Raw genomic sequence first — 23,717 nt, forward strand, 5'->3', positions numbered from 1 at the left:
CTAGCCGGGCCGCGGGGGTGCCGGCCCGCGGCTCTTCGGCGTGTGGGCCGCCCCTCACCAGAGGGGCGCCCCATCGGCGTACGTGCCGACTGTGTCACCAGGCCTGGCGGGCCTTGTCCTCGGAGGGCAGCAGGACCCACAGCGCTATGTAGAGAAGGAACTGCGGGCCGGGCAGCAGACACGAGACGACGAAGATGACGCGCATCATCCTCGCGGAGGTGCCGAAGCGCTTGGCCAGGGCTGAGCACACTCCGCCGATCATCCGGCCGTGGGTGGGGCGGGCAAGGGCGGTCATGTCGGGCTCCTTCGTGAACCGCGGGGGCGAGGCCTCTCTGTGTGCCTCGATACCTCGACGGTACGTTCACGAAGCGGGTCAAAGCATCGATCTAGGGTGCGATGCCGACCCTGGGAATCGTCGGGGTCACACCCTGAGACAGGTCCTCCCGGGGGAGGGCCGGGCGGCGCTCCCCGTCCTCGTCACGACGGATCCTGGCCCTGACCGCGGGCACCACGGCGAGATGCATGACAGTCACCCCGAGGGTGTTCAGAAGCAGCGAATCGATGTCGACGACCTGACCGGGGACCCCGGTCTGCAGCAGTTCGATGCCGAGGGAGAGCAGCGCTCCGGCGGCGACGGTGCGGACCAGGGAACCCCATGGCGAGACCACCACCCGGCCGCCGGCCAGCGGCAGCAGCACACCCAGCGGGGCGAGCAGCAGCACGCTCTCGCCGATCCGGCGGGCCGCCTGGACGCCGCCCATCGCCAGATCAGCCTTGATCCCGGCGAGCGGCCGCAGATTCGCGGCGCTCACCCACGGGACGTCCAGCGGACGCAGCGTGATCCACGCGACGAGCAGAAGGTGCGCGACGAGGAGGAATCCCCCCGCCGCGCGGAAGCGGATGGCGGCAACACGGCCGCCCGAGCCTTGACGCACGCCCCCCAAGACGTCACAGGCGGCAGGATCGGTTCCGTGTACGCGACGGCGGCTACCCGACGGTCTCCGTCGGCGGCGCCACGCTCCCGGGCCGGGAGCGGACCTCCGTGGTGCACTCGTAGCGCCGCAGCCCGCTGTTTCCCGGGCCGCCCATGACCACCGCCCGGTCGTCCGACGCCGCGTTGTCGGCCAGCGTGCACACGATCTGGGCGAGCGCGAACGACGACAGGCCCTCCGGGGGCGTACTGAGCCGCAGCGCGTCCTCCGGGTCACCCTTGCGCGGCCCGAAGACGGTGGTGGCGCCGCGCACGTCCGTGGCGAAGCCCGCCTGCTTCTCGGGGTCGGAGGGGGGCGTCGCCAGCTCGTCGAGGAGCGCCTGGGCGATGCGCACCCGGTCGTCGGCCGCCTTGTCCGTACGGATCTGCAGGTTCCGGTCGACGGCCACCAGCTGCGCCGCGCAGACCATGAACACCTCCACGGGCACCCCGCTTCCCGACCGCGAGGCGATGCCGGAGCCCGAGAGCACGCACGGCACCCGGGACGGCGCCGCGCCGTAGTCGGTCGGCACCTCGGTCGGCCTGATCCCGCACCCGGCGAGCACGGCGGTGAGCCCCGCGGCGGCGGCCACGGCACGCATCCTTCGCCTGTTCACGCCTCGCCCCCTTCGGTGTCCTCGTCCTCGGTCCCGTCGATGCCCTCGCCGTCGCGCGGCAGCCACAGCGTGAAGACCGCGCCGCCCTCCGCGCAGTTGGCGGCGGTGATCCCGCCGCCGTGGATGTGCGCGTTCTCCAGGGCGATGGAGAGGCCGAGGCCGCTGCCCTCGGACCGCGGGCGGGACGCGCTCGCCTTGTAGAAGCGGTCGAAGACGTGCGGCAGGACCTCCTCCGGGATGCCGGGGCCGTGGTCGCGTACGGCGATGACCAGCTTCGCGTCCTCCAGGCGCACCGAGACCTTCACCGGCGAACCGCCGTGCTTGAGGGCGTTGCCGATGAGGTTCGCCAGGATCACGTCGAGGCGGCGCGGGTCGAGACGGACCATGATGCCGCGCTCGGCGTCCAGGTCGACCGCGTCCAGCCAGGCACGCGCGTCGATGCAGGCGGTGATCTGGTCGGCGATGTCGACGCTGTCCAGGACCAGGCGGGCGGTGCCCGCGTCGAAGCGGGTGACCTCCATGAGGTTCTCCACGAGGTCGTTCAGCCGGCGGGTCTCGCTCACCACGAGCCGTACGGCCGGCTCGATCATCGGGTCCACCGAGCCGGTCTCCGCGTCGAGTTCCTCCTCCAGGACCTCCGTCACCGCGGTGATCGCGGTCAGCGGAGTGCGCAGCTCGTGCGACATGTCGGCGACGAAGCGCCGGGACGCCTCGTCGCGGGCGCTCATGTCGGCGACCTTCTTCTCCAGGTTCTCGGCTGTCCTGTTGAACGTCCTGGACAGGTCCGCCAGTTCATCCGTCCCCGACTCCCGCAGCCGGGTGTCCAGCTTGCCCTCGCCGAGCCGCCGCGCGGCGACCCCCAGGCGGTGCACGGGTTTGAGCACGGTCGTCGCCGCGGCCTGCGCGAGCAGCGCGGAGCCGATCAGGGCGAGCCCCGTGGCGATGGCGAGGGACCAGCCCAGCGAACTGAGGTCCTTCGCCTCCGGCTCCAGGGACTTGAGCATGTATCCGGTCGGGCCGCCGCCGATCACCGTGGCGCCGCCCACCAGGTACGGGGTGCCGTGGTCGTCGATCCGCTGCCAGTACAGGTGGTACGGGCTCTTGTTGCCGGAAGTGAGCTGCTGCTTGTCCCGCACGGCCTTCTGCAGCGAGCCGGGCACCTTGGCGAGCGTGAAGGCGTCCAGATCGGAGTAGCCGACGAGCTGGCCGCCGTTCTTCTTCTCGGCGACCAGGAGCACGCTGTAGCGCTGGCCGCTGCTCGCCATCTGCTCGGCGGCGGACTGCAGTTCGTCCTGTGAGGGACGGGTGGGAAGCGCACCCGCGCGGCTCTGCAGCTGCTGCCGGAAGTCCTTGAGCGCCGCGTCCTGGGCGCGCGTCAGCACGGCCTCGCGGTTGAGCCAGTACGCGATGCCGGACGCGGAGACGGCGGCGGTGAGCGCCACCAGGCCGAACACCACGACGAGCCGCAACCGCAGACTCGTGAAACGCAGCCCCGCCAGTATCGCCTTGCGCGCCGCGGCCCAGCCGCGGAGCTTGTCGTGCGGTTTGGTCACTGAGGGGTGTCCAGCCGGTAACCGACGCCGCGCACCGTACGGATCAGGGTCGGCGACGAGGGCACGTCCTCGACCTTGGCGCGCAGCCGCTGCACGCACGCGTCGACGAGCCGCGAGTCACCGAGGTAGTCGTGCTCCCACACCAGACGCAGCAACTGCTGGCGCGACAGGGCCTGGCCGGGCCTGCGGCTCAGCTCCAGGAGCAGCCGCAGCTCGGTCGGCGTGAGCTGGAGGTCGTCGCCGTTCTTCGTCACGGTCATCGCGGCGCGGTCGATGACGAGCGAACCGAACGTCGCCGCGTCATTGGCCTCGCGCTCGCCGCGCCGCAGCACGGCCCGGATCCGGGCGTCGAGGACGCGCCCCTGCACGGGTTTGACGACATAGTCGTCGGCGCCGGACTCCAGGCCCACCACCACGTCGATGTCGTCGCTGCGCGCGGTCAGCAGGATGATCGGCAGCTGGTCGGTGCGCCGGATGCGACGGCACACCTCGAACCCGTCGATGCCCGGCAGCATCACATCCAGCACGATCAGGTCCGGCCGCTGCTCACCGAGCAGCTTCAGGCCGTCCTCGCCGGTGGCAGCAGTGGCCACCCGGTGCCCCTGGCGCGTGAGCGAAAGCTCCAGGGCCGTCCGGATGGCGTCGTCGTCCTCGATCAGCAACAGGGAAGGCACGGACGTCATTCTGTCCCATGCCACGGCCCCAGTTCGACTACTGGCCCCTCCCCGGGCCCTGAAAGGCCTGGTAGGTACCCGCACCCACACGCGACCTTCACAGGTGGAAGCCCTCCCGAACCCCTGTGACAGGCCTGTGACAGTCGGCGGACACCGTCATGAAGTGGCTCCGGCAGAGTTCTGGTCACAAGCAAGAAGCACGGAAGCAAGACGGAACAAGACCGGACTCCACCGACGGGGGGCGCAAGATGAATACGCTGCACAGCACCAGCTCACGCGCAGTTGTCACGCGTCTCCACGACGTCGGACGGGGCTCCGAGAAGTCCGGTGCCGTGAGCCGGGGGTGCGTTCTCGGTACCGGACGTCAGCACACCGCGATCATGACGGTGGTCGACACGTTCCAGGGGAGCCACGGGGGACACGCGGCTCACGGGGGAACGGACGGGGCAGTCGCGTACGGGGAGGGCTCGGGGGAGCGGAAGTCCCTGTCGGAGGCGGAGTTCACCGCTTACGTACAGGAGCGCCGCGCCTCTCTGTACGCAACCGCCTACCACCTGACCGGCGACCGCTTCGAGGCCGAGGACCTGCTGCAGAGCGCCCTCTTCTCGACGTACCGGGCCTGGGACAGGATCAGCGACAAGGCCGCGGTCGGCGGTTATCTCCGCCGCACCATGACCAATCTGCACATCAGCGCGTGGCGCCGCCGCAAGCTGAACGAGTACCCGACCGAGGAACTGCCGGAGACGGTGGGCGACACGGACGCGATGCGTGGCACCGAGCTGCGCGCCGTGCTGTGGCAGGCCCTGGCCCGGCTGCCCGAACTCCAGCGCACGATGCTGGTCCTGCGCTACTACGAGGGCCGCACCGACCCGGAGATCGCGGACATTCTCGACATCAGCGTGGGCACGGTGAAGTCCAGCATCTGGCGGTCGCTCCGCCGGCTGCGCGAGGACGAGGTCCTCAGCTTCGGCCGTGACCAGGAGGAGTCCTTCGGCGAGTTGGTCGCCTGAGGGCAGGGGGAAGCACGGGGGCCGCCGCTCCGGGGGGACGCGGCGGGAGCAGGGGGGAAGAACACGGGGGAAAGCACGGGGGGGATCAAGCAGCGGGACCGGAAGGCCGGGGGGTCTTTCCGGTCCCGCTGCGTTTCAGGCCTCCCGGTCCTTCTGCGTCCTTCTGCGTTTCAGGCTTCGCTTCCCGGCCCTGCTCTTCTCGGTCCCTGCCTCTTCGGTCCCCGTCGTTCAGGCCTCGGCCCGTGCCCGTACGTGCCGGCCCGCCGCCGCGGCGGCGACCCGTCCCAGCGCCTCTTCCTTGTCGCAGGGGTACGCGCCCAGCGCGGTCTGCCGCGCCACGATGGTGCGCTCGGCCCGCATGAGGCGCCACCCCCGCCGCAGCAGGAACGGCACGGACTTGCGCGCCTCGCGCAGGTCCCTGAGGAGCCGCCGCCGGAACGTGGTCGCGGGCCTGCCCCGCAGGCAGATCGCGTCGGCGAGCACGCCGAGCTCCTCACACCGCCGCACGATGTCCGCCGCGAAGATGCCCTCCGCGATGAACAGTGGCGTGCGCCCGACGTCCAGCGTTTCCCGGCCGACGCGAGAGCTGGTCGCGATGTCGTAGACCGGTACCTGCGTGCGCCCCGTACGACACAGCTCCTCGATCGCGGCGACCGCCACGTCCGCGTCCCAGGATCCGACGGAGTCCCAGTCGATGTCCGAACTGCCCGGCACCTGCGGCAGTGTGGGATCGTCACCCTCCTTGTAGAAGTCGTCCAGACACAGGACGGGCAGCCCGCAGCGGGCCGCGAAGGAGGACTTGCCCGAGCCGGAGGGGCCCGCGAGCAGCACGACGCGGATCGGTACCGGGGGAGGGGAACCCAATCCTGTGACCCTTTTCACCTGGGGTTTTGCTGGCGAATCGGTCATTGGTGCTGTTTTCCCTCCGGTTCAACCCAGGCGGCCCGTTGGTCCGCATCTCCCGACACGGCCCGTCAGTGTGGTCGGGAGCCATTATCAACCGAAGCTCCAAGCGCGCCCAGACGGGTGACGAGCCGTTTCGTCAGCAGGTGCTGGCCGGCCGCCGGCGTTGAGCGACGAGCGCATGGAGCGTGGCGACCTTCTCCTTGGCCATCCCACCAGCCTTTCGACTGGAGCCGCGCGGGTTTGCCCTTCACGTGACGGCGAGCCTTGCGGCGCTCCCAGGTGCGGAGTCGATGCCTGGCGCGATCGAGGTGACGGGGATTGGCGTACAGGTCGGTCGTGGCGTTGGGGCCGATGACGAGAGGAGTCGAGGTCGCAGCAATCACCTCGACACCGAGGTCGACGCCGACGGTGCCCTTCACGGGAGACCGTAACGCTCTTGATCACACCGCCGTTCGCGAGGAGACGAGCGTGAGAGCGAGTGGAGCGATGTAAGCGCACATGAAAAGCCTTCTGCCCTCCTGGGCGCCGCTCACCGCCGATGCGGACATGCCGAAGATCATCGGAGGACAGGCGCACACTGAACATGCGGAAGGAGTCTCGGCTCTTCTGCGGGTGCTTGGGCTTCGGGTACGCCATGCGTGGCCCACGCCGCTTCCCCGACAGAGATGACTGCCAGTTCGCCCACGCAGTATCCACGTCGCGAAAGGCCTGCTGGCACACCATGGCGTTCACGCCATCCCACCAGCGGAAGCGGTACACCGGGCCCTCGACGCCTTCGAGGTAGGGGCCCATGAGCGGCTTGTCCCGCACGGCGAGGGAAATGTGCTGGATGTCGAACTGGCGCGGCGCCTTCGGCCCCTCCGCCTTGGTCCTGGCCGTCGCCTCCTGCCGCGACAGCCCTTTTCGCCTCCAGCGTGGCACGGTAGTGAAACCAGCGTTGCTGTGCAGCGTTCTTCAGCCCGAAGGCGAAGTTGTAGCAGCAGCGCGACACCGTCGCGTACCGCTGCAAGATCTCGACTTGGCCCGGAGTCGGGTCAAGCGGCAGTCGTACGAGGCGAGTTGTCGTCTCATGGTCCTTGGCCGCGGCCCGGAGTGTTCCAGCCGCCACTGACAATTGGTCGTTCGGTAAGGGGTGTTGAGGCATTCACTGATGGTCAAAGTGCTTCCCGCGCGCCCGGGGGGGGCAAACTCAATGCCGCCTATTTGAACGTGGCCACTTCGATGGCGTAGTGACCAGGGTCACCACAGGCTCAGGGGCTTGCCAGCCGCAGCCGCGGCTCGAACGCGATGAGCGATCTGCCCATCGGATTCGCCGCGTGCGAGCCCGGTGCGTATCGCCGAGCCGATAACCCGCGAGCGGCCGGCGGGTCCGCGGAGGTCGGCGAGAGGGCTGGCGGGGTTGCGGCGGCGCGCGAGCCATTCCGCCCGGTTCTCCGCCGGGGTGCCGAGCCGTAGGTGATTCGGCTGCTGGCAGGAGTGGTTGTCACAGGTGTGGCAGACGGTTGGGCTGTCGTTGCCCCAGCCCAGGCGGGGGATCACGCCGCTGCGCGAGCTGGTACGACCTTTGCCCAGTACCGGGCCTGCACCGACTCGTCGGTGAGCCAGGTCTCCCACTCCACAACCGGGATACGCACCGGGGACGGCTCGCCGATCAGCGCGAGCTGTTCCGGCCTCCCCTCCTCCGGCGCCAGCCCGGACCCGTGCACCGCCGACAGCGGAAACAGGCCGGGCCCGACATCATCCTGAGGCGGCATCGGTACGGCTGCCGCCCGGGCCCGGGGCCTCCCCGACGGCCACTGCCGGAGCCGGCACCGTCGTGACCGCGGGGCGGGCAGACCGCGAGCGGCGAGGACGAGGGCGTTCCGCGCGAGCACGAGAAATCAGCAGGCCGAACGCCTGCGAGCCCAAGTCGGCCGAGGCAGGACGGCGTCACTGCCCTGGGCAGACCCGATGTCAGGAGTCTGTCGTCTGGTACGGCGCTAATCGTCGGCCGGCTCAGTCGGCAGGGCGGGCCGGGGGCCCTCGTCGGGCACAACTACCAGGCGTACGGCCATGTGCCGTGAGTCGGATGGGTTGTCACCGGGCTCCGTCAGGTATTTGCGTAGAAGCGTCTGGTACTCCTCGACGAACGTGGCGACCTGCTCCTTCGTCATCCGCAATCCGGCGCGGTAGATCTGGTTCCAGCCTGCGGAGGAGTCGTACCCGGCGTATGCGCTCACGACCAGGTTCAGGTCATGGGTCATCTTGAGGGCGCCGATCTTCACCGCGGCCTCGCGTTCGTCGGCCGTCAACTCCAGGCCCGGCGGCGTGAAGATGTCCGTCATGAGTGACTTCCACCAGCGTTCCCGGCCGGTGGACCGCTCCTCGATCTCAGCAATCAGCTTGAGGTCGGCGAGTTTGCGCAGGTGGTAGCTGGTGGTGCCAGTGCTTTCACCGAGGGCCTTGGCGACGCTCGTGGAGTTCGCTTCGCCGTGCTCGCCGAGGTAGCTCAGGATGTCGCGGCGCACCGGGTTGGACAGCGCCTTGTAGAAGGCTTTGAGGTCCGGGCCGGTGAGCACTCTCTTCTCGGGGCGCTCGACCATGCCGACCAGCGTACTGCAGAGACTCTCTGCAATCGTTACAGAGATTGTTTGCAGAATATCTCTGCAATCACTACTTTGGTTCAAGAGGGCGCCAGCGGGCGCCGGGACGCTCGGGGGTCGAGATGCGAAAAAACCTGATCGGGAGGCTGTTACTGGCCGCAGGGCTGGCGTTGGTGCCATGGCTCGCGGTGCTGTGGACGACGCTGCCTGACACCTATCCGGCGCAGCACTGGCGGGTCGCCTGGGTTGGCTTCGATGCGTTGGAGATCGCCGGCCTGCTGACGTCGGCGGTGCTGGTCCGGCGCAGTGACCACCGGGCGCCGCTGGCGTCAATCGCGACAGCTGTGTTGTTGCTGGTCGACGCCTGGTTCGACGTCATGACGGCCGGGCACTACGTCTTCATCTCACTGACGCTGGCCTGCACGCTGGAACTGCCCCTGGCGGCATTGTGCGCTGTCGTCGCGCTGCGGCCACCGACGGCGGCTTCCGTTCAGGCGACTGCGGTGCAGCGGGTGGCCGTCCATGTCTGAATCACTGGATGCCCAGATGCGGGACGAGATCGACGATCAGGTCGCGGAGGCGTTCGACGCCTACCTGGCCGACAGGTTGGCCGAACCGGGGCCACTGCGCGCGTCACTGGCATTGAGGCGCAGCACCAGGCTAGTGCTGGGCACAGTGGTATTGGGCGCGCTTGCCACGGCGCTGGCGCCGGACGGAAGCGCCGTCGTCTGCTGGATCTGGGGAGCGATCGCGGTGATAGATCTCGCCTGGTTGCTGACCGCGCGCCGCCGTTGACGGTCCGTGGACCAAGCCCCGCTTGCCAGTCGATCTGACTGGGTCCATGGAGTTGGGCTCTCATTGCGACCAGCCGAACAAGGCGGAGCTGAGAGCGAAGATGTACGTCGCGCACAGGCAATTCCCCATCGACACCGAGGGATGTTCATGGGGCAGCTCGTCTGGGACGCCTCCCAGCGACATGACCACGAGCCAGCTAAGACGTACTACAAGGAGGGCGCGGAGGTCGCGCGCCATCTGCGGGACCCCAACGCAGAGGGGCACGCGCTCTTGCGCATCTCCTATGCCGCCCTCTACGGAGCGGCGAACTACCGAGAGGGACTCGGCCTTGCGCTCCAAGTCGCACGTACGTCGCGACGTACAAACCACGTCATCACTGGACTATCGCTGTTGCACGCGGCAGAAGCGCTCGCCTATTTAGGTGAGGCCCGTGATTGCGAACATGCCCTTGTGGATGCCGAGAAGCACTTGGAACGCAGTGGGCCTGCACGCCGATGAAGTTCGGGGTCCGGCCGTGCGTGGTGTCGTTGAGGACGGCTCCCCGCGCATCGAGCGTCTGCCAGACACGCTCACGAACTCGCTGTTTCTCGTCATCCACCTGTGTGCGCACGCCGGGCTCCTTCATGCCGTGGTCACGTCACTTCCATCAACGTCATGAGCTGGTCCTGGGCTTCCTGAACCGCCAGCTCGTCGCGCCACGGACGCAGTTCTCGGGCGGCACTGAAGGCAACGTTCATCCCACCACCTCCGCGTGTGCTGTGCAGTTCGTTTACGGCAGTGCTGAATGCGACGAGCGCCGCATCCATCTCGCCCCGCCGGATCCTGGCCAGGGCCAGACTGCCTGGGCCGACAGCCCGCGAGTTCCGTCGGTCGTGCAACTCGTCCGTGGTCTTGGTCAGCAGCCGTTCGGCTCGGCGAAAGTCGCCCAGTGACAAGTAGCAAGATCCGGTGAAGCGGCTGATGTGCACGGGCGAGAACAACTCGTGTGCAGCGTCGGTATCGTGAAGGCTCAGTTGCCCGTCCGGGCGCGTGCCCTTGCCGAGGGCAAGACGGTGTTTATGGCGGTTCCGAAGCTCGCCGACGCACGGCCGTTCTACCTCCTCGACCCGGCGAAGCTGTCGGTCTCACCGGATGAGGCAGCATCGAGCGAGGTGGCTGCCCATGTGGCGCCGCGAGTGGACGTCTCCGCACTGGGGCCCATGGACATGGTTGTTGTGGGAAGTGTCGCGGTGAATCGTCGGGGCGTACGAATCGGCAAGGGCGCGGGCTACTCGGACCTGGAGTTTGCCTTCCTGATGGAGGCAGGCCTCATCAGTGAGCAGACTGTCGTCGTATCGACGGTCCACTCCTTTCAAGTGCTCGACGAAGAGTTGCCGGCGACCGAGCACGGGCATCCTCCTCCATGCTTCCTGGCCCCCGTTCCGCCTGGACACGCTGAGCAACCCGCCGCGGCGCTGCTCAAGGCCGCGGCCCAGGCTGGGACGAGGGAGGGCTTTGCGAAGACGGAGGGCGAAGTGTGCCCAGACCGCAAGGCGGGCCCACGTTCGGAAAACGCCTGCCTCGGAGTGGGTCTGCCGATCCGGAGTGAGCGTTTCAGCGGCCGTTCGAGCCGCCGCACCTGCTCACCATCGGGGATGGATCTGTGCCCGGAGCCGGCGGTCGTACAGGCCTTCAAGGGCAAGCAGCGTGGCGTCGGGCAGTGCCGGCAGGTGCGCGGATGCCGCGTTGCTGCGGGCCTGGCCGGGGGTGCGGGCGCCTGGGATGACCGTCGTGACGCCGGGCTGCTGGATGACCCACCGCAGGGCGTTCTGCGCCGGGGTTGAGGCCTGGGGGGTCAGTTCCGCGAACTCGACCGCCGCTTGCAGGCCCGTTTCGTAGTCCACGCCGGAAAACGTCTCGCCGACGTCGAATGACTCGCCATGCCGGTTGTAGGTGCGGTGGTCGTCGGCGCCGAACACGGTGTCACGGCGATAGCGGCCCGACAGCAGGCCTGAGGCCAGCGGGACCCGGGCGATGATGCCGACCCCGGCCGCCGCGGCGGCGGGCAGTACGCGCTCCAGAGGCTTGCGGCGGAAGACGTTCAGGATGATCTGTACGGACGCGACATTGGGGCGTGCGATTGCGGTCAGCGCTTCCTCGCACGTCTCCACGCTGACGCCGTACGCCGCGATGCGCTTCTCGTCCACCAGGGTGTCCAGGGCGTCGTACACCGCGTCGGAGGAGAAGACGGCGGTTGGCGGGCAGTGCAGCTGCACCAGGTCCAGGGTTTCGACACCGAGATTCGACCGCGAACGGTCGTTCCAGCGCCGGAAGTTGTCCAGGGTGAACTCTTCGGGAGTCTGCACGGCGCGGCGGCCCATCTTCGTCGCCACCTGAATGCCGTCGGCCTCGTCCGTGCCGACCTCCTGCAGGTACTGGCCGATCAGGCGCTCGCTTCGGCCGTCTCCATAGACGTCGGCGGTGTCGAAGAACGTGATGCCCGCGTTGTGTGCGGCACGCAGCACCGCCAGGGCTTCGTCGTGGTTCACGGCGCCCCAGTCCGCCCCGAGTTGCCAGGTGCCGAGTCCGATGACCGACAGACGTCGGCCGGTCCTGCCGATCGTGCGGTGCTCCAGCTGCGGTGCTGGGGAGGGGTGCGTCATCTCAACCATCCTTGGGTGAGTCGCGGTTCGTTTGCTCTGCGGGTCGCGGTCACCGCCAGTCTGGCATAGTTGTGCCTACGATAGGCAATGAGTTGCCAACTTCGATCTGGAGGCTGTGAATGAGGATCAACGGTGCGACCGTGCTGCTGACCGGTGCGACCGGCGGTATCGGGCGGGTCCTCGCCCGTCGCCTCGCCGACGGGGGAGCTTCGTTGATGGTGACCGGCCGCAGAGAAGACACCCTGCGAGAGGTGGTCCAGGAGACCGGCGCCAGGTCCATGACCGCCGACCTCGCCGACCGGGACGACGTTCTCGCGCTCGCCGACGCGGTCGGCGAGGTCGACATCTTGGTGGCCAACGCTGCCCTCCCGGCCAGCGGTGACCTGCTCGAATACACCACCGAGCAGATCGACCGGGCGCTCGCCGTGAACCTCACCGCGCCGATCCTGCTGGCTCGTCTCCTCGCCCCACGCATGGCTGAGGCCGGCCGAGGCCATCTCACCTTCGTCGGCTCGATGTCGGGCAAGGCCGCGACCCCGTACTCCTCGCTCTACACGGCCTCGAAGTTCGGACTGCGCGGCTTCGCGCACAGCTTGCGGCAGGATCTGGCGGCGGCCGGTGTCGGGGTGTCTCTCGTCCAGCCCGGATTCGTGAGCGAGGCGGGCATGTTCGCCGATACCGGGGCCGAGGTGCCCCGTGGCATGCGGACCGTCTCGCCCGACCAGGTTGCCGACGCCGTCATCCACGCCATCACCGCCGACCGAGGTGAGATCAACATCGCCCCGGCCAAGCTGCGGTGGCGCTGCGCCGTCGCCGGCCAGTTCCCCGATTTCGCCTCCAGGGCCCAGCGCGGTGTCGAACCGCCGGAGTCGGTGCGCCGGATCGTGGCGGCCCAGCGAGCCTCACGCTGAGCGAACACGGAACCGGGGGGCGGCCATGTCGGCCGCCCCCCGGTTGCACGACGCGTGCCGGGCGACTCAACGCATTCGGTACAGCAGGTCCTTGAGGTCATCGATCACAGCGCGGTCACGCAGCAGAGCCTCCTCGTCGGCGCCGGCCATCAGGACACGCAGCGGACTGGAGGTCAGGTCCGTGGTGGGCCGGATCCGCTTGCCGGGACCTGAGCGCAGCGACACCGCATACACGCTGGGCAGCGTGGAGAGCTTGTCCAGCACGGCTTCGTCGACGCTCTCCACGATCCCGTCGAGCGCTGTGGGCACTTCGTAGACGGCGGCGGCCCGCAGCGGCCGGTAGACCTGACCGCCATGGGTCCTGGCGAAATCCTCCGGCCGGGTATAGGCATGGGCGACCAGACGGGCCGCGTTGGTGCCGAGAACCGTGTCGTAGAAGTCCGGGATCATCGCGCCGTTCATCCGCGCGCCGATCTCCACCAGGGCGGGACCCTGCGGAGTCATGATGATCTCCGCATGGGCGGCACCGTGACGTATGCCGAGCGCGTCGAGGACCTCGCGCACATACGAGAACAGCGTGGTGACGGGCTCGGTGCCGGGATTGAGCAGAACCGCCATGTCGTAGATCTGGCGCCCGCCGCCGATGGCCTTGCGCCGCGACTCCCAGACATCGGCCAAGTGGTGCGCACCGCCCGCGGACACGGTGTCCACGGAGAATTCCGGGCCCGAGAGGAAGGACTGCACGAGCACTTCGGTGTTCCGCTCGTTGAACACCGTGGTGGACGCCAGGATGCGGCCGACCGCGGTGGTCACCTCGTCGGGGGTGTGGCAGATGTAGACGTTGTCGGCCGAAGCCGACGCGAGCGGCTTGACCACGACGGGCGAGGAGCCGAGGGCACGCGCCCAGTCGGCGGCCTCCTGGGCGGAGCTCGTCTTCATCTGCTCGGCGCACCGGATGCCCGCGGCACGCAGCGTCTCGATCATCTCGTACTTGTCACGGCGCGCCCGGGACAGCGCCGTGCCGTTCCCCATGAGCCCCAGTCGCTCACCGAGCGTGTCCGCGAGCCGGACGCCCGGCTCCTGGCCGGGAATCACGGCGATCGGGTCGAGCGTGGCGAGGCGGTCCACGGCAGTCGGCACGGCGGCCTCGTCCGGGCAGACCAGCCAGTCCATGTAGTCCTCGGGCCGGGGCTGGACCATGGCTGCGTGCGGCTCGGCCGAACCCAGGACGTGCACGGCCGGGTATCCGTGTGCGGCGAACGCGTCGATCAGGGCCGGGGCGTTGGAGTAGCCGTCCACGATCACGACGGTCTTGGAAGGGGGATTGCTGGCCATCATCTTCCTCACTGGGGAGGTCCGGTCGAGGGGTGGGGCGGCGTTGCTCAGCGCGCGAGGCGGGAGCCGAGGGCTAGGACACGGCGGAATGCCTCTGCGATGTCGTGCATGTCCGACGCGTCACCGAGCAACGCGCTGTGGTGGAAGGTGAGAAAGGCATCGGCCGCCCGCCGCGCCTCGGGCAGGTCGTACCGCCCGGGAGCGATCCGCTCGAGATGACCGGGGCCGATGGCGAACCGGGGCCGCGAGGCCGGGTCGTACAGCGGGCTGCTGTAGAGCGGCTGATACACCGGCCGGACGTGCAGGCCCAGCTCGGCGGTAACTGCTCGGGCGACGGCCGTGGACGGAACGGTGCGCAGCACGTGGTCGGGCAGAGCGGCCGCGTAACCGAAGTAGGTGCGCTCGGTGGTGCCGCGCGAAGTGCGCTGTGGACGGAGGCCGAGCTCGCCGAGCAGCTCGTCGAGCAAAGCCGCGTTGGCCCGACGGACCGCGTTCTGCTCGTCGAGGTCGGTCAGCTGGGCGCTGAGCAGCGCCGACTGAAACTCCGACAGGCAGCGGTTACTGCCCATGAGTTCGCCGGTCTCCACCAGCTCCGGCATGCCGGTACCGGGGAAGTCGGGGTTGCGCACGCGCCCGTCCGCGCGCAGGTGCTCGATGCGGCGGGCGATGTCCGGGTCATCCGTGACCGCGGCGCCGCCCTCACCACTGCTGAGCACCTTGGTGTGGTGCATGCTGAAGGTGCCGACGTCACCGAAAGTACCCGCCTTGAGCCCGCGGTAGGTCGCGCCGTGGGCCTGGGCGGCGTCTTCGATCAGGGCGAGTCCGTGTCGGCCGGCCACCGACTGCAGGGCGTCCAGATCGGCGAGAGCCGAGTACAGATGGACGACCACGATCGCCTTGGTGGCCGGTGTGATGGCCGCCTCGGTGGCGGCGGGGTCCAGGCACAGGGTCTCCGGGTCGATGTCCACGAACACCGGTACGGCGTTCACACCGAGTACCGTTGACGCCGACGCGGCCCAGGACAGAGCGGGCACGATCACCTCGTCGCCCGCGCCCACTCCGCACGCTTCCAGGGCCGTCATCAGGGCAGCGGTGCCGCTGGCGGTGGGAATGCAGTGTCCGGTGCCCAGATAGGAGGCGAAGTCGTCCGCGAAGCGCCGCTCCCTGGTCGGCTCCCCCGTGCAGGGGCTGGCGATCGACCAACGTCCCGAGTGCAGTACGTCGAGCAGCGCCAGTCCGGCACCCGAGGCGGGCTGCGGCCAGGGTGGCCACGGGCGGCCCCCGCGCACCGGGGCGGCACCATCCACGGCCAGTCCGGTTGTCATCTTCCAACTCCTCCGAGAGCGGGTTACAGAAGGCCGCGGACGGTGCCGCCGTCCACGCCCCAGACCGAGCCGGTCACGAACGACGCCGCGTCCGAGGCCAGGAACGCGATGACGCGCGCGACCTCGTCGGGCGTGCCCATCCGGCCGAGCGGCAGCTGACGCTTGCTCATCTCGTACTCGACCGCCTCCCTGGCGTCCCGGCCGTGCACGTCACCGAGGGTGTCGGCGAAGCCGCCGGGCCTGGTCCACAGCGGAGTCCACACCGGGCCGGGCGCGACGGCGTTGACCCGGACCGTGGGACCCTCGGACAGGGCCAGGCTCTTGGTGAGGCTGAGCAGTCCCACCTTGGAAACCTGGTAGTCGGCCGGTCCGGCCTCGGGCTGACGGGCCAGGTCGGAGGCGTTGGTGACGATGGAACCCCGGCCACGCTCCCGCATGCCCGGGAGAACGAGCCGGATGGTGCGCACGGCGCTGAGAAAATTGATCTCGAAGGTGCGCAGCCAGTCCTCGTCGGTCAGCTCCGCGAAGCCGCGGGCCCGGCACTGTCCGACGTTGTTGACGAGGATGTCGGCGCCACCGCCCAGGGAACCGAGAGCATCGGTGACCGCTCGGGTCACCCCGGCCGCGTCACCCAGGTCGCCGACCACGCCGGTCACTTCGGCGGCCTCGCCGAGCTCCTTGACCACGAGTTCCAGCTGCTCGGCATCGCGGTCGATCAGGGCGAGCCGGGCGCCCTCGGCCGCGAGGACCCGTGCGGTCTCGGCGCCGATGCCGCTCGCGGCGCCGGTGACCAAGGCTGTCCGGCCGTCAAGTCCGAGCTTCATGCCACGCCCACTTCCGTGCTGATGACCCGGAGCGGGCCGGCTCCGGTGTTGACCAGGCGGTGGGCGTACTTGGGCGGTACCGCGACGGAGAGCCCCGGCCCGCCGGCGTACGCGTCGGCGGCGACGTGGATGACCGCGGTGCCCTCCAGGACGTGCAGCACGATGCTGCGGTCCGCGGGCACCTCCTCCTCGACGCTGTCACCCGCGGCCAGGTCCAGCAGGCGGAACTGCCGCCAGTCGCCGGTGAAGTGCGGGGTGAGATCGACGTGGGCCACCCGGGTGCCTGCGCCTGCCCCGAGCAGGTCGGGTACGTGCAGCCGCGCGGGGGCGGCTGCGGGGCCGTGTCCGGGGAACACCTCGGTGACGAAGAAGTGCATGTCCTCGTCGCTGCGGTTGGCGATCGAGTGCGCCGAGCCGATCGGAGTGGTGACGAGATCGCCGGCGCGCACCGCGATCTCCTCACCGTCCATGGTCACGACAGCCTGGCCGGAGACGATGTAGTAGATCTCCTCCGTTCGCAGGTGAACGTGCTCGCCCACCGAGCCGCCGGGCTCGATGACCACGTACTCGACGCAGTTCCACTCACCTTCCAGGTGCATGCCGTTCATCAGCATCTTCCAGCGGCACACGCCGTTGCCGCCGACCTGGCGGTGGGTGCGGGCGGGGCCGGAGATGTCGTTGGCGATGGGCCCGAAGGGGACGCGTTCGCCCCGGACGACAGTGGCCATCAGACACCCGCCAGCGCGTAGCGGTCGCTGAGGACGGAATCGATGCCGAGCCGCACCGTGTCCTCGTCGACCTGAGTGATCAGTTTGCCGGCGGAGCGATGAGCGCGGCCGAGCCCTTCGAGGAGGATGAAGTCGAGCGTTCCGGCCCGTCCGGGCACGTAGCCCCGCTTGTTGTCGAGACGAATGACCTCCAGGACGGCGTCCGTGCCGATGCCGTCAGGCAGCCGGAGCGGGGCGCCGTTGAGTTCCAGCAGACGACGGTGGGCCCGCTCGTCGGAGTGGTCCAGGAGACCGAGCTCCCGGGACATGCGCGCGGCCGCGAGCATGCCGATGCCGATGGCGAAGCCATGGCGCAGCCGGCCCCCGGTCAGCAGCTCCGCCGCGTGCCCCGTGGTGTGGCCGTACTCGAGGACGAGTGCCCCGTTCTTCTCGGTGTGGTCGTCGTGCATCACGGAGGTCTTGGCGTCGACGCACAGGTCTATGAACCGCGTGATGACTTCCGGGGAGTAGCGGGCGTCGCTCCGCAGCAGCCCGGCGACCTCGTCGTAGCGGTCAGGGACGATACCGAGCACGTTCTTGATCATCTCGCAGAGCGCGGAGCGGATCTCGTCCGCGGGCAGTGTCTGGAGGAAGTCCAGGTTGTTCCAGACCAGGGTCGGGGTGTGGAAGGTGCCCAGGTGATTCTTGCCGCAGCGGGAGTTGACGGCCTGCTTGAGCGAGAGCACCGAGTCCGACATGCCGAGCAGTGTGGTCGGCATGTGCACCAGCCGCACACCGCGGAACAGCAGCGCCGCGAGGAGGCCCGCGATGTTGCCGATCACACCGCCGCCGAGTGCGACCACCACGGATCGGCGGGTGATGCCGCTCTTGAGGGCCTGCTCGGCGAGCTGGTCAAGGACGCTCAGAGTCTTCGCGGTCTCGTCGGCATGTGCCTGGACGACCAGTGTCGGGGCGACGGTGCTCAAGGCCAGTTCGGTGGCGGCCACCAGGCTGTCGGGCAGACCGCTGTCGGCGACGACGACGAACCGGTCGGCGTCGAGGGCGTCGAGGCGGGTCCGCAGGTCGCTCCAGGCGGCGTCGCCGTGTCGGACGTAGAAGTCATAGCTGACGTCACCGAAGCGGACTCGTCGGTCGAGTCCGGAGTGCAGTCCGGTCGAAATGGTCATGGCAACTCCATCTGTATGCAAGGGAATCGGGGCTTGGCCTTGAGGTGGGGGCCCGTCGGCAGGAACATTGCCAGATGTGACTGGCGCTTGGCAATATTTGGCAACACTCATTATCGAGAGAGGGACGGCACCCTGGTCGCAGCCCAGAAGTGCCAGGCGGACGGGAGGCAAACGGTGCCCCCGCTTGCCTCACGTCGATGTCACGGCCGTGCGCGGAAAGAGCTCGGACACGAGGGCGTTACCGAACTTCCCCGCGGGGTCGTGGTCATCGAGCAGGCGCCGGAAATCGGCAGCCCGCTCATAGCCGGCCGCCAGATCAGCCGCGGGAATCATGGTGAGCTTGCCCCAGTGCGGTCGTGCCCCCAGTGGCACCAGGAGCTCCTCCACCGCGGCGATCGCCTCGCGGGCGGCGGCGTCCTTGACCCAGGTGAAGTGGAAGGTGACCGAATCGCGCTCATAGGCGGGGCTCAGCCAGAGAGTGTCCGCGCGCACCGTGCGCACCTCGGCGATATGCAGGTACGGGGAGAGACGCTCGGCGACGCTGCGCAGCGCCGTCATGGCCTGTGCCGCGACGGCCCTGGGCAGGTAGTACTCGGACTGCAGCTCCTCCCCGGCGCCTGGCACCAGGTCCGCTCTGAAGTGGGGCAGCCGCTCGAACCAGGGCCCGGGAACCCCGAGTTGCTGCGTGCTGTTCCCGGGCGGCATGCCGGGCACGGGATGCAGCGTATGCCGTGCGGGCCGGCCGCCCGCCCAACCGCTGCCCGGCCGGTCGGCACGCCGCTTGAGCCACACCGTGCCGTGTTCGCGCCGCCAGTCCGTGAACACGCTGACGCTGTAGGCGGCGGCGAACACGGCGTCGGCACACTCGGCGATCTCCTCCAGTGGGACGTCGACGCGGACCTCCTGGGTCACGTCGAAGGTGCCCTCGACGTCCAGGGTGAGTCGGGTGACCACGCCGAGAGCACCCAGGGCGACCACGCTTCCGTCGAACGTCTCGGGGTGGCTCTCCCGGTCGAGGTACATCACCTCGCCGTGCGGTGTCACGAGTTCCAGGGCCCGCACGGACGCCGACAGGCATTGGTTGCCGTCCCCGGAGCCGTGGGTGGCGGTGGCGACGCACCCCGCGACGGAGATGTGCGGCAAGGAGGCGAGATTGGGCAGGGCGTACCCGGCGCGGTACAGCGGACCGATGACGTCGGAGTACCGCATACCCCCGGCGACGGTCACGGTACGGCGGGTGGAGTCGACATCGAGCACCGCGGGCAGACCGTCGAGCCGGACGAGCTCGCCCGGACTGTCGGCGACGAGATTGAACGAGTGCCCCGTCCCCAGGCCGCGGATGCGGTCGCTGCCCGCGACCAGTGCCCGCAGTTCGGCCACTGACGAGGGGCGGTGCACCCGGGACGCCTGGTAGGTGACGTTGCCCGCCCAATTGGTGACGGGCGGGCAGGTGGTGGAGGCAGCAGGCATGGACACCTCGATGGGTCGGGCGGCGTCGGGCCACGACGCCGCGATGGCGAACGGTGGTGGGTACGTACGCAATCCGGGCGCGCGACGGGCAGGGGCGCCGGTGCCGGTCGGCTGACGGCGCCGGTGCCCCTGCGGGGATCCGTCGGCCGGCCCGGGGAAACCGGGTTCGGCGGCGGCTCGGCCACGCTGTGGATGTGCGTGGCCGACGGCGAGTGAAGGGAGACGCGGTTCCTCAGCCCGTGGCGAGAGCCGGCTGCCCCGTGCCGTGTGGACGGGCCAGTTCGTCGACGGTGACGAAGCGATACCCGTCGGCGAGCAGACCTTCGATGACGGCGGGCAGCGCGGCGACGGTCTGGGAGCGGTCGCCGCCGCCATCGTGCAGGAGGATCACCGACCCCGGCCGGACGCTGTCGAGGATGAGCCCGGCGATGGTGTCGGCCCCGGGCATCGCCCAGTCGTCGGGCGCGACGTCCCAGAGCACCACTTGTGATGCCGTCTCGGCGAGCCAGCCGAGTACCTCGGGGGTGCGCGCTCCGTAGGGTGGCCGGAAGAGGCGGGAGACGGGCCCGCCTCCCGCCTCCGACAAGGCGTCCTGAGTGCGCTCCAACTGCTCGCGAAGCTGGCCGTGGTCGAGTTCCGGCAGCATCGGATGGGACCAGGTGTGGTTCGCCACCGTGTGTCCCTGCTCGCGCATCCGTGCCACTTCTTCCGGATAGGCACGGGCGTTCATGCCGACACAGAAGAAGGTGCCGGGCACACCGTAGCGTTCGAGTATGTCGAGGACCTGTCCCGTGTACGGGGGCAGGGGGCCGTCGTCGAAGGTCAACGCCACTTCCCGGCGATCTCTGTCGCCGTGGCTGAGCGCCAGGCCGTCGCGGTCGAGCCGGGCAAGCATGTCGGTGCTCGAGGCGATCCAGGAGTCGATCTCCTTCTCGCGGCCCGTCTGAGTGCCACGCGTGCGCACCAGCCGCGTCAGGTTGTGGGGCGATCGGCGGCCGGCCTCGGCGAGGGCCGCGGCGGGCACGGACCCGAACAGGGGGCGGGCGGGGAGCAGCCGGGGGTCGGCCCGGTGGACGACGAGCCCGGCGGCCATGAGCCGTCCGTCGAGGATTCCGTTGGTGCTCTCCACCACAGTGAACAGCTCGGGTCCCAAGCCCCGCAGATAACTGATCAGGTCCTCGACGCGGCGCGGTGCGAACACCGTCGTGGGGCGCAGGGCACCGTCGTCGGAGCCGAGCACTGCGACCTCGTAGCCCGACGAACTCCAGGATATGCCCGCATAGGCCATGGCCCTTCTCCCGTCCGGGTCAGTTGCCATGGCTGTACTCGGTGAAGTGCCGGTCGGCGAACAACTCGGGCCACTGGACATCGTCGCCCAGGCCGAGCTCCCGGGCGCGTCCCAGCATGTGGCGCCAGTACGGCTTGACCGGCGGCCACATCGTATTGGCCGAGCAGTAGGAGGCGTCGACGAAGTAGCGCGGCTTTCCTGTGCCGCCCGGCTGCGGGCGGCGCGCGTGGAAGAGAGCCGAGTGCAGCAGAACCGTGGACCCGGCGGGCAGGGAGTCGATGACCACCTCGCCAGGCAGCGGGGAAGTACCGTGATCGGCCAGCGCGGACTTCTCGGCGGTCTTCAGGTGTGAACCGGGCAGCACGGCGAGCGAGGAGACACTCGGGTCCAGCCCGTCCAGGTAGTGCAGGGCGTGGACCATGAGACTGGAACGGTCGGTGCCGACGCCCTGTTCGAAGTCGTGGTGCCATGGCTTGCCCGGAACGTCGGGAGCCTGCCGGTCGCTGTGCAGGTGATGGAAGACGAGGTCGCCCTCCATCACCTGGGAGATCAGCGAGAGCAGCGGCCGGTGGCCTATGAGCTCGCCATGAGCGGGCAGTTCGAGCTCCATGAGCGGGGGAGCGCCGTGTCGGGCGGGGTCGACGCAGGACGCGATGGACCGTGCCCGGAACCCCTGGTCGACCCAGTGATCGACCTCGGGCCTGAGGCGTTCGACGAGGCGGGCGGGGAGGAAGCCGGGCAGGACGAGATAGCCGCTGCGACTGAACTGGTCGAGCTGGTCTCTCGTCAGCCTGGATTCGTCCAGAAGTGCGGCGGATGCAGTAGGTGCCATGGCGACGGAACTCCGTTCTCAGGACGGGACGGGCAGTACGTGCGCATACCAACGAGGTGACGAGGAGCCACCTGCGTCCTTGCATAGGCAAAAGGGGTGGGAGAGACGCCGGGAACAGCAGCCTCGGAGCCGAAGGAACAGCGCGTGATCGCTCACCGGGCCGCTGGTTCCGGCGCTGGTGACCGCTCAGGGCCAGTCGATGTCTCCGGCATTGCCCGCATCAGCTGCGGCCAACGTCCGAGCACCCGGCGCGGGCCAGTCAATGTTGCCTTCGGTCGATCGATCGATGTTGCCAGCGGAACGCTCGGCGGTGCTGGCGGCCACGGTTGCCACCGATTCGGTGCCTGGCGAAGGCCAGTCGATGTCCCCATCGGACACACCGAAACCAGCCGCCGCGAGGGCAAGTGATGTGCCGACGAGCAGGGTGCGGGCAGCTCTTTTCATGATTGTCTCCAGAAATGCGCAGGTGAGATGCGCGCAGGGTGGCGTAATACCTGGCTGATCATGGGCGGACACTCTCGGTGCCCACCGGCTGAAACAGGACCGTAGTCGCCGTCGCGACGACTTGGCAAGATCTTGCCAAGCATTGGCAAGTCTAGACCATCCGGTCCGATGCAGTTTGAAGAGTTGCGTGCGTACGTCGGGCAAGGACTTGCCTGAGGTCGTGGCCATCCGTACACTCAGGTCCTGAGAATCACCCCATGGGGGGCTGGGGAATTCTCATTCCCATTCCGCGCGCATGGGTGCTTTCAAATGCCCCTCATTCACTGGGATCAAGATGATGGAACAACCGCTCTTCGGTCGGCGTCTCAAGGAATTGCGACTCGCGCGCGGGCTCTCGCAGTCGTCCCTCGCGGCCGACGAGATTTCCACCGGCTACCTGTCGCGGCTCGAATCGGGCAGACGGCAGCCCACCGAGCGGGTCGTTGCATACCTGGCGAAGCAACTGGACGTCGATCGCGGCGCGTTCGAGGTCCAGTCGACGAACACGTCGCTCGCCCAGGCACTCAGCCTTGCCTCATCCGCCGACGGCACTGGCTCCGTCGAAGCGCTGATGGCCGCCCTGGAGCAGCCCGACACGGGCGATCCGTCACTGCGCTGGCAGGCGCTGTGGCTGGTCGCCCGCCACTGGCGGCAGCTCGGCGACAGGGCCGAGGAGCTGGCCTGCCTGAAGGAGCTCGACAGCATCGCCGAGGAGCTCGACCTGCCCGAGCTGCGCTGCCGGGGCTGGGCCGCGCTCGCCCGCTGCCTGCGCTCGGTCGGAGAGGTGAACCAGGCCATCGAGGTCGCGAGCAAGGCGGTGCAACTGGCCCGGGAGGCCCAGCTTTCCCTGCCTGACACCAGTGCCGCACTGATGGCCCTGGTCTCGGCGGAGGCTGAGGAGGGGCGGCTTCCCGACGCGCGCGCCCACGTGGACGAACTGGTCGAGCTCGTGGGCGAGAGCGGCGGTGTGCTGCGGGCCGAGGCGCTGTGGTCGGCCGCGACGGTGCGGCTCCGGCAGGGTGATCAGGAGGCCGCGCGCGAGTACCTGGAGCGGGCCGTCGAGTTCTTCGACAGTCGGACCGACCTGACTCTGTGGGCCCGTCTCCGGCTCGCCGCCGCCTCGATGTACCTGCAGAGTTCCCCGCCGCTGGTCGACCGGGCCGCCGAGCGTCTGCGGGAGGCGGAGGTCGCCCTGGGTTTTGTCGGTTCGCCGCTGCTGAACCAGGAGCTGCTGACGCTCAGGGCACATCTGGCCTTCGAGCAGGGCGACCATGCACAAGCCCGCGCCCATCTCGCCAAACTGCACGAGGACGAGTTGTGGCTGACCTATCGCGACCGCGTGAGGCTCGGTGTGCTCGAAGGGCGCCTGCTGATCCTGGAGGGGGACATGCAGGAGGGGCTGCGGCGCCTCAAGGAGCTGGGGGAGGAGGCCCGTCGGGCCTCCAACGTGGACCTGGCGGCGGAGATCTGGCGCCTTCTCTCCGAAGCACTGGAGAGTGCTGCGGAAAGGGTGGTGAGTAGCCCCGGCGGCAAGGACGCCTAGGGCTCCGGGTCGGCCGGTCGGCGAACCGCACAGGGGCGGGGCCTGGCACACGATGTCGTGTGC

The 23,717-nt window shown here is 69.1% G+C and carries 23 protein-coding genes and 1 pseudogene; 6 read left to right on the top strand and 18 right to left on the bottom strand.

The features are described from left to right. Positions 1-94 precede the first annotated feature (94 nt). The 5 genes from ACFVYL_RS37140 to afsQ1 all read right to left on the bottom strand — a co-directional run bounded on the left by ACFVYL_RS37140 (position 95) and on the right by afsQ1 (position 3,814). Positions 95-295 carry a PspC domain-containing protein gene (locus ACFVYL_RS37140; protein WP_389724507.1) on the bottom strand — a complete coding sequence of 67 codons (201 nt, stop codon included), beginning with the start codon at positions 293-295 and terminating at the stop codon, positions 95-97. A gap of 91 nt (positions 296-386) precedes the next feature. Then, positions 387-944, bottom strand: coding sequence for a VanZ family protein (locus ACFVYL_RS37145; protein ID WP_389724510.1), 558 nt, complete (start codon positions 942-944; stop codon positions 387-389). 43 nt (positions 945-987) lie between these two features. Continuing rightward, on the bottom strand, positions 988-1,587 hold the full coding sequence (locus ACFVYL_RS37150) for a hypothetical protein (protein ID WP_389724513.1): 600 nt from the start codon (positions 1,585-1,587) through the stop codon (positions 988-990). Next, positions 1,584-3,140 carry an ATP-binding protein gene (locus ACFVYL_RS37155; protein ID WP_389724516.1) on the bottom strand — a complete coding sequence of 519 codons (1,557 nt, stop codon included), beginning with the start codon at positions 3,138-3,140 and terminating at the stop codon, positions 1,584-1,586. Before ACFVYL_RS37155 ends, ACFVYL_RS37150 begins: the two co-directional genes overlap by 4 nt. After that, entirely contained in the window at positions 3,137-3,814 is a 678-nt protein-coding gene (gene afsQ1 / locus ACFVYL_RS37160) for a two-component system response regulator AfsQ1 (RefSeq protein ID WP_389724519.1), read from the bottom strand. Before afsQ1 ends, ACFVYL_RS37155 begins: the two co-directional genes overlap by 4 nt. A gap of 248 nt (positions 3,815-4,062) precedes the next feature. Here afsQ1 and ACFVYL_RS37165 point away from each other — a divergent pair, with 248 nt between their 5' ends. Then, positions 4,063-4,824 (top strand): SigE family RNA polymerase sigma factor, encoded by a 762-nt coding sequence (locus ACFVYL_RS37165; protein WP_389724522.1) that lies wholly within the window; start codon positions 4,063-4,065, stop codon positions 4,822-4,824. Between the two features lie 228 nt (positions 4,825-5,052). Here the strand turns inward: ACFVYL_RS37165 and ACFVYL_RS37170 are convergent, their stop codons facing one another. Together ACFVYL_RS37170 and ACFVYL_RS37175 are read right to left on the bottom strand one after the other, a co-directional pair. After that, entirely contained in the window at positions 5,053-5,688 is a 636-nt protein-coding gene (locus tag ACFVYL_RS37170; RefSeq protein WP_389724525.1) for a uridine kinase, read from the bottom strand. Between the two features lie 2,021 nt (positions 5,689-7,709). After that, entirely contained in the window at positions 7,710-8,312 is a 603-nt protein-coding gene (locus tag ACFVYL_RS37175) for an ArsR/SmtB family transcription factor (protein ID WP_389724527.1), read from the bottom strand. Between the two features lie 122 nt (positions 8,313-8,434). On the opposite strand from ACFVYL_RS37175, the gene ACFVYL_RS37180 reads away from it, so the two are divergent. Together ACFVYL_RS37180 and ACFVYL_RS37185 are read left to right on the top strand one after the other, a co-directional pair. Further along, complete coding sequence (locus tag ACFVYL_RS37180; RefSeq protein WP_389724528.1) at positions 8,435-8,842, top strand: hypothetical protein; 408 nt, start codon at positions 8,435-8,437, stop codon at positions 8,840-8,842. Next, entirely contained in the window at positions 8,835-9,107 is a 273-nt protein-coding gene (locus ACFVYL_RS37185; protein WP_389724531.1) for a hypothetical protein, read from the top strand. Before ACFVYL_RS37180 ends, ACFVYL_RS37185 begins: the two co-directional genes overlap by 8 nt. A gap of 632 nt (positions 9,108-9,739) precedes the next feature. On the opposite strand, the gene ACFVYL_RS37190 is transcribed toward ACFVYL_RS37185, so the two are convergent. Beyond that, positions 9,740-10,075 (bottom strand): hypothetical protein, encoded by a 336-nt coding sequence (locus tag ACFVYL_RS37190; protein WP_389724533.1) that lies wholly within the window; start codon positions 10,073-10,075, stop codon positions 9,740-9,742. A gap of 15 nt (positions 10,076-10,090) precedes the next feature. Here ACFVYL_RS37190 and ACFVYL_RS37195 point away from each other — a divergent pair. Next, a pseudogene (locus ACFVYL_RS37195) lies at positions 10,091-10,483 on the top strand (5-formyltetrahydrofolate cyclo-ligase); the annotation flags it as partial. A 246-nt stretch (positions 10,484-10,729) separates the two neighbouring features. Here ACFVYL_RS37195 and ACFVYL_RS37200 read toward each other — a convergent pair. Next, on the bottom strand, positions 10,730-11,749 hold the full coding sequence (locus ACFVYL_RS37200; RefSeq protein ID WP_389724536.1) for an aldo/keto reductase: 1,020 nt from the start codon (positions 11,747-11,749) through the stop codon (positions 10,730-10,732). Positions 11,750-11,868: 119 nt separating this feature from the next. Here ACFVYL_RS37200 and ACFVYL_RS37205 point away from each other — a divergent pair, with 119 nt between their 5' ends. Continuing rightward, on the top strand, positions 11,869-12,660 hold the full coding sequence (locus tag ACFVYL_RS37205; RefSeq protein WP_389724538.1) for an SDR family NAD(P)-dependent oxidoreductase: 792 nt from the start codon (positions 11,869-11,871) through the stop codon (positions 12,658-12,660). Between the two features lie 66 nt (positions 12,661-12,726). On the opposite strand, the gene ACFVYL_RS37210 is transcribed toward ACFVYL_RS37205, so the two are convergent. The 9 genes from ACFVYL_RS37210 to ACFVYL_RS37250 all read right to left on the bottom strand — a co-directional run bounded on the left by ACFVYL_RS37210 (position 12,727) and on the right by ACFVYL_RS37250 (position 22,072). Further along, positions 12,727-13,995 carry an ATP-grasp domain-containing protein gene (locus ACFVYL_RS37210; RefSeq protein ID WP_389724540.1) on the bottom strand — a complete coding sequence of 423 codons (1,269 nt, stop codon included), beginning with the start codon at positions 13,993-13,995 and terminating at the stop codon, positions 12,727-12,729. Between the two features lie 47 nt (positions 13,996-14,042). Next, positions 14,043-15,320, bottom strand: a complete 1,278-nt coding sequence (locus tag ACFVYL_RS37215; RefSeq protein ID WP_389724543.1) for a DegT/DnrJ/EryC1/StrS family aminotransferase — start codon at positions 15,318-15,320, stop codon at positions 14,043-14,045. Positions 15,321-15,343: 23 nt separating this feature from the next. Beyond that, complete coding sequence (locus tag ACFVYL_RS37220) at positions 15,344-16,144, bottom strand: SDR family NAD(P)-dependent oxidoreductase (RefSeq protein WP_389724545.1); 801 nt, start codon at positions 16,142-16,144, stop codon at positions 15,344-15,346. Further along, on the bottom strand, positions 16,141-16,872 hold the full coding sequence (locus ACFVYL_RS37225; RefSeq protein WP_389724548.1) for a cupin domain-containing protein: 732 nt from the start codon (positions 16,870-16,872) through the stop codon (positions 16,141-16,143). The genes ACFVYL_RS37220 and ACFVYL_RS37225 overlap by 4 nt, the downstream gene beginning before the upstream one ends. Next, a complete protein-coding gene (locus ACFVYL_RS37230; RefSeq protein WP_389724550.1) occupies positions 16,872-18,038 on the bottom strand; it encodes a 2-deoxy-scyllo-inosose synthase in 1,167 nt (388 codons plus the stop codon). Before ACFVYL_RS37230 ends, ACFVYL_RS37225 begins: the two co-directional genes overlap by 1 nt. A gap of 189 nt (positions 18,039-18,227) precedes the next feature. Next, on the bottom strand, positions 18,228-19,508 hold the full coding sequence (locus ACFVYL_RS37235; protein ID WP_389724552.1) for a D-arabinono-1,4-lactone oxidase: 1,281 nt from the start codon (positions 19,506-19,508) through the stop codon (positions 18,228-18,230). Positions 19,509-19,740: 232 nt separating this feature from the next. Continuing rightward, the gene (locus ACFVYL_RS37240; RefSeq protein ID WP_389724555.1) at positions 19,741-20,796 is read right to left on the bottom strand and encodes a polysaccharide deacetylase family protein; all 1,056 of its coding nucleotides are present in this window, start codon (positions 20,794-20,796) and stop codon (positions 19,741-19,743) included. Between the two features lie 19 nt (positions 20,797-20,815). Next, on the bottom strand, positions 20,816-21,628 hold the full coding sequence (locus ACFVYL_RS37245; protein ID WP_389724558.1) for a phytanoyl-CoA dioxygenase family protein: 813 nt from the start codon (positions 21,626-21,628) through the stop codon (positions 20,816-20,818). Between the two features lie 186 nt (positions 21,629-21,814). After that, complete coding sequence (locus ACFVYL_RS37250; protein ID WP_389724560.1) at positions 21,815-22,072, bottom strand: hypothetical protein; 258 nt, start codon at positions 22,070-22,072, stop codon at positions 21,815-21,817. A 337-nt stretch (positions 22,073-22,409) separates the two neighbouring features. On the opposite strand from ACFVYL_RS37250, the gene ACFVYL_RS37255 reads away from it, so the two are divergent. Next, positions 22,410-23,654, top strand: a complete 1,245-nt coding sequence (locus ACFVYL_RS37255; RefSeq protein WP_389724563.1) for a helix-turn-helix domain-containing protein — start codon at positions 22,410-22,412, stop codon at positions 23,652-23,654. The last annotated feature ends 63 nt before the right edge of the window (positions 23,655-23,717 follow it).

The sequence above is a fragment of the Streptomyces sp. NPDC058308 genome, from assembly GCF_042880275.1.
In the GTDB taxonomy this organism is placed as follows: Bacteria; Actinomycetota; Actinomycetes; order Streptomycetales; family Streptomycetaceae; genus Streptomyces.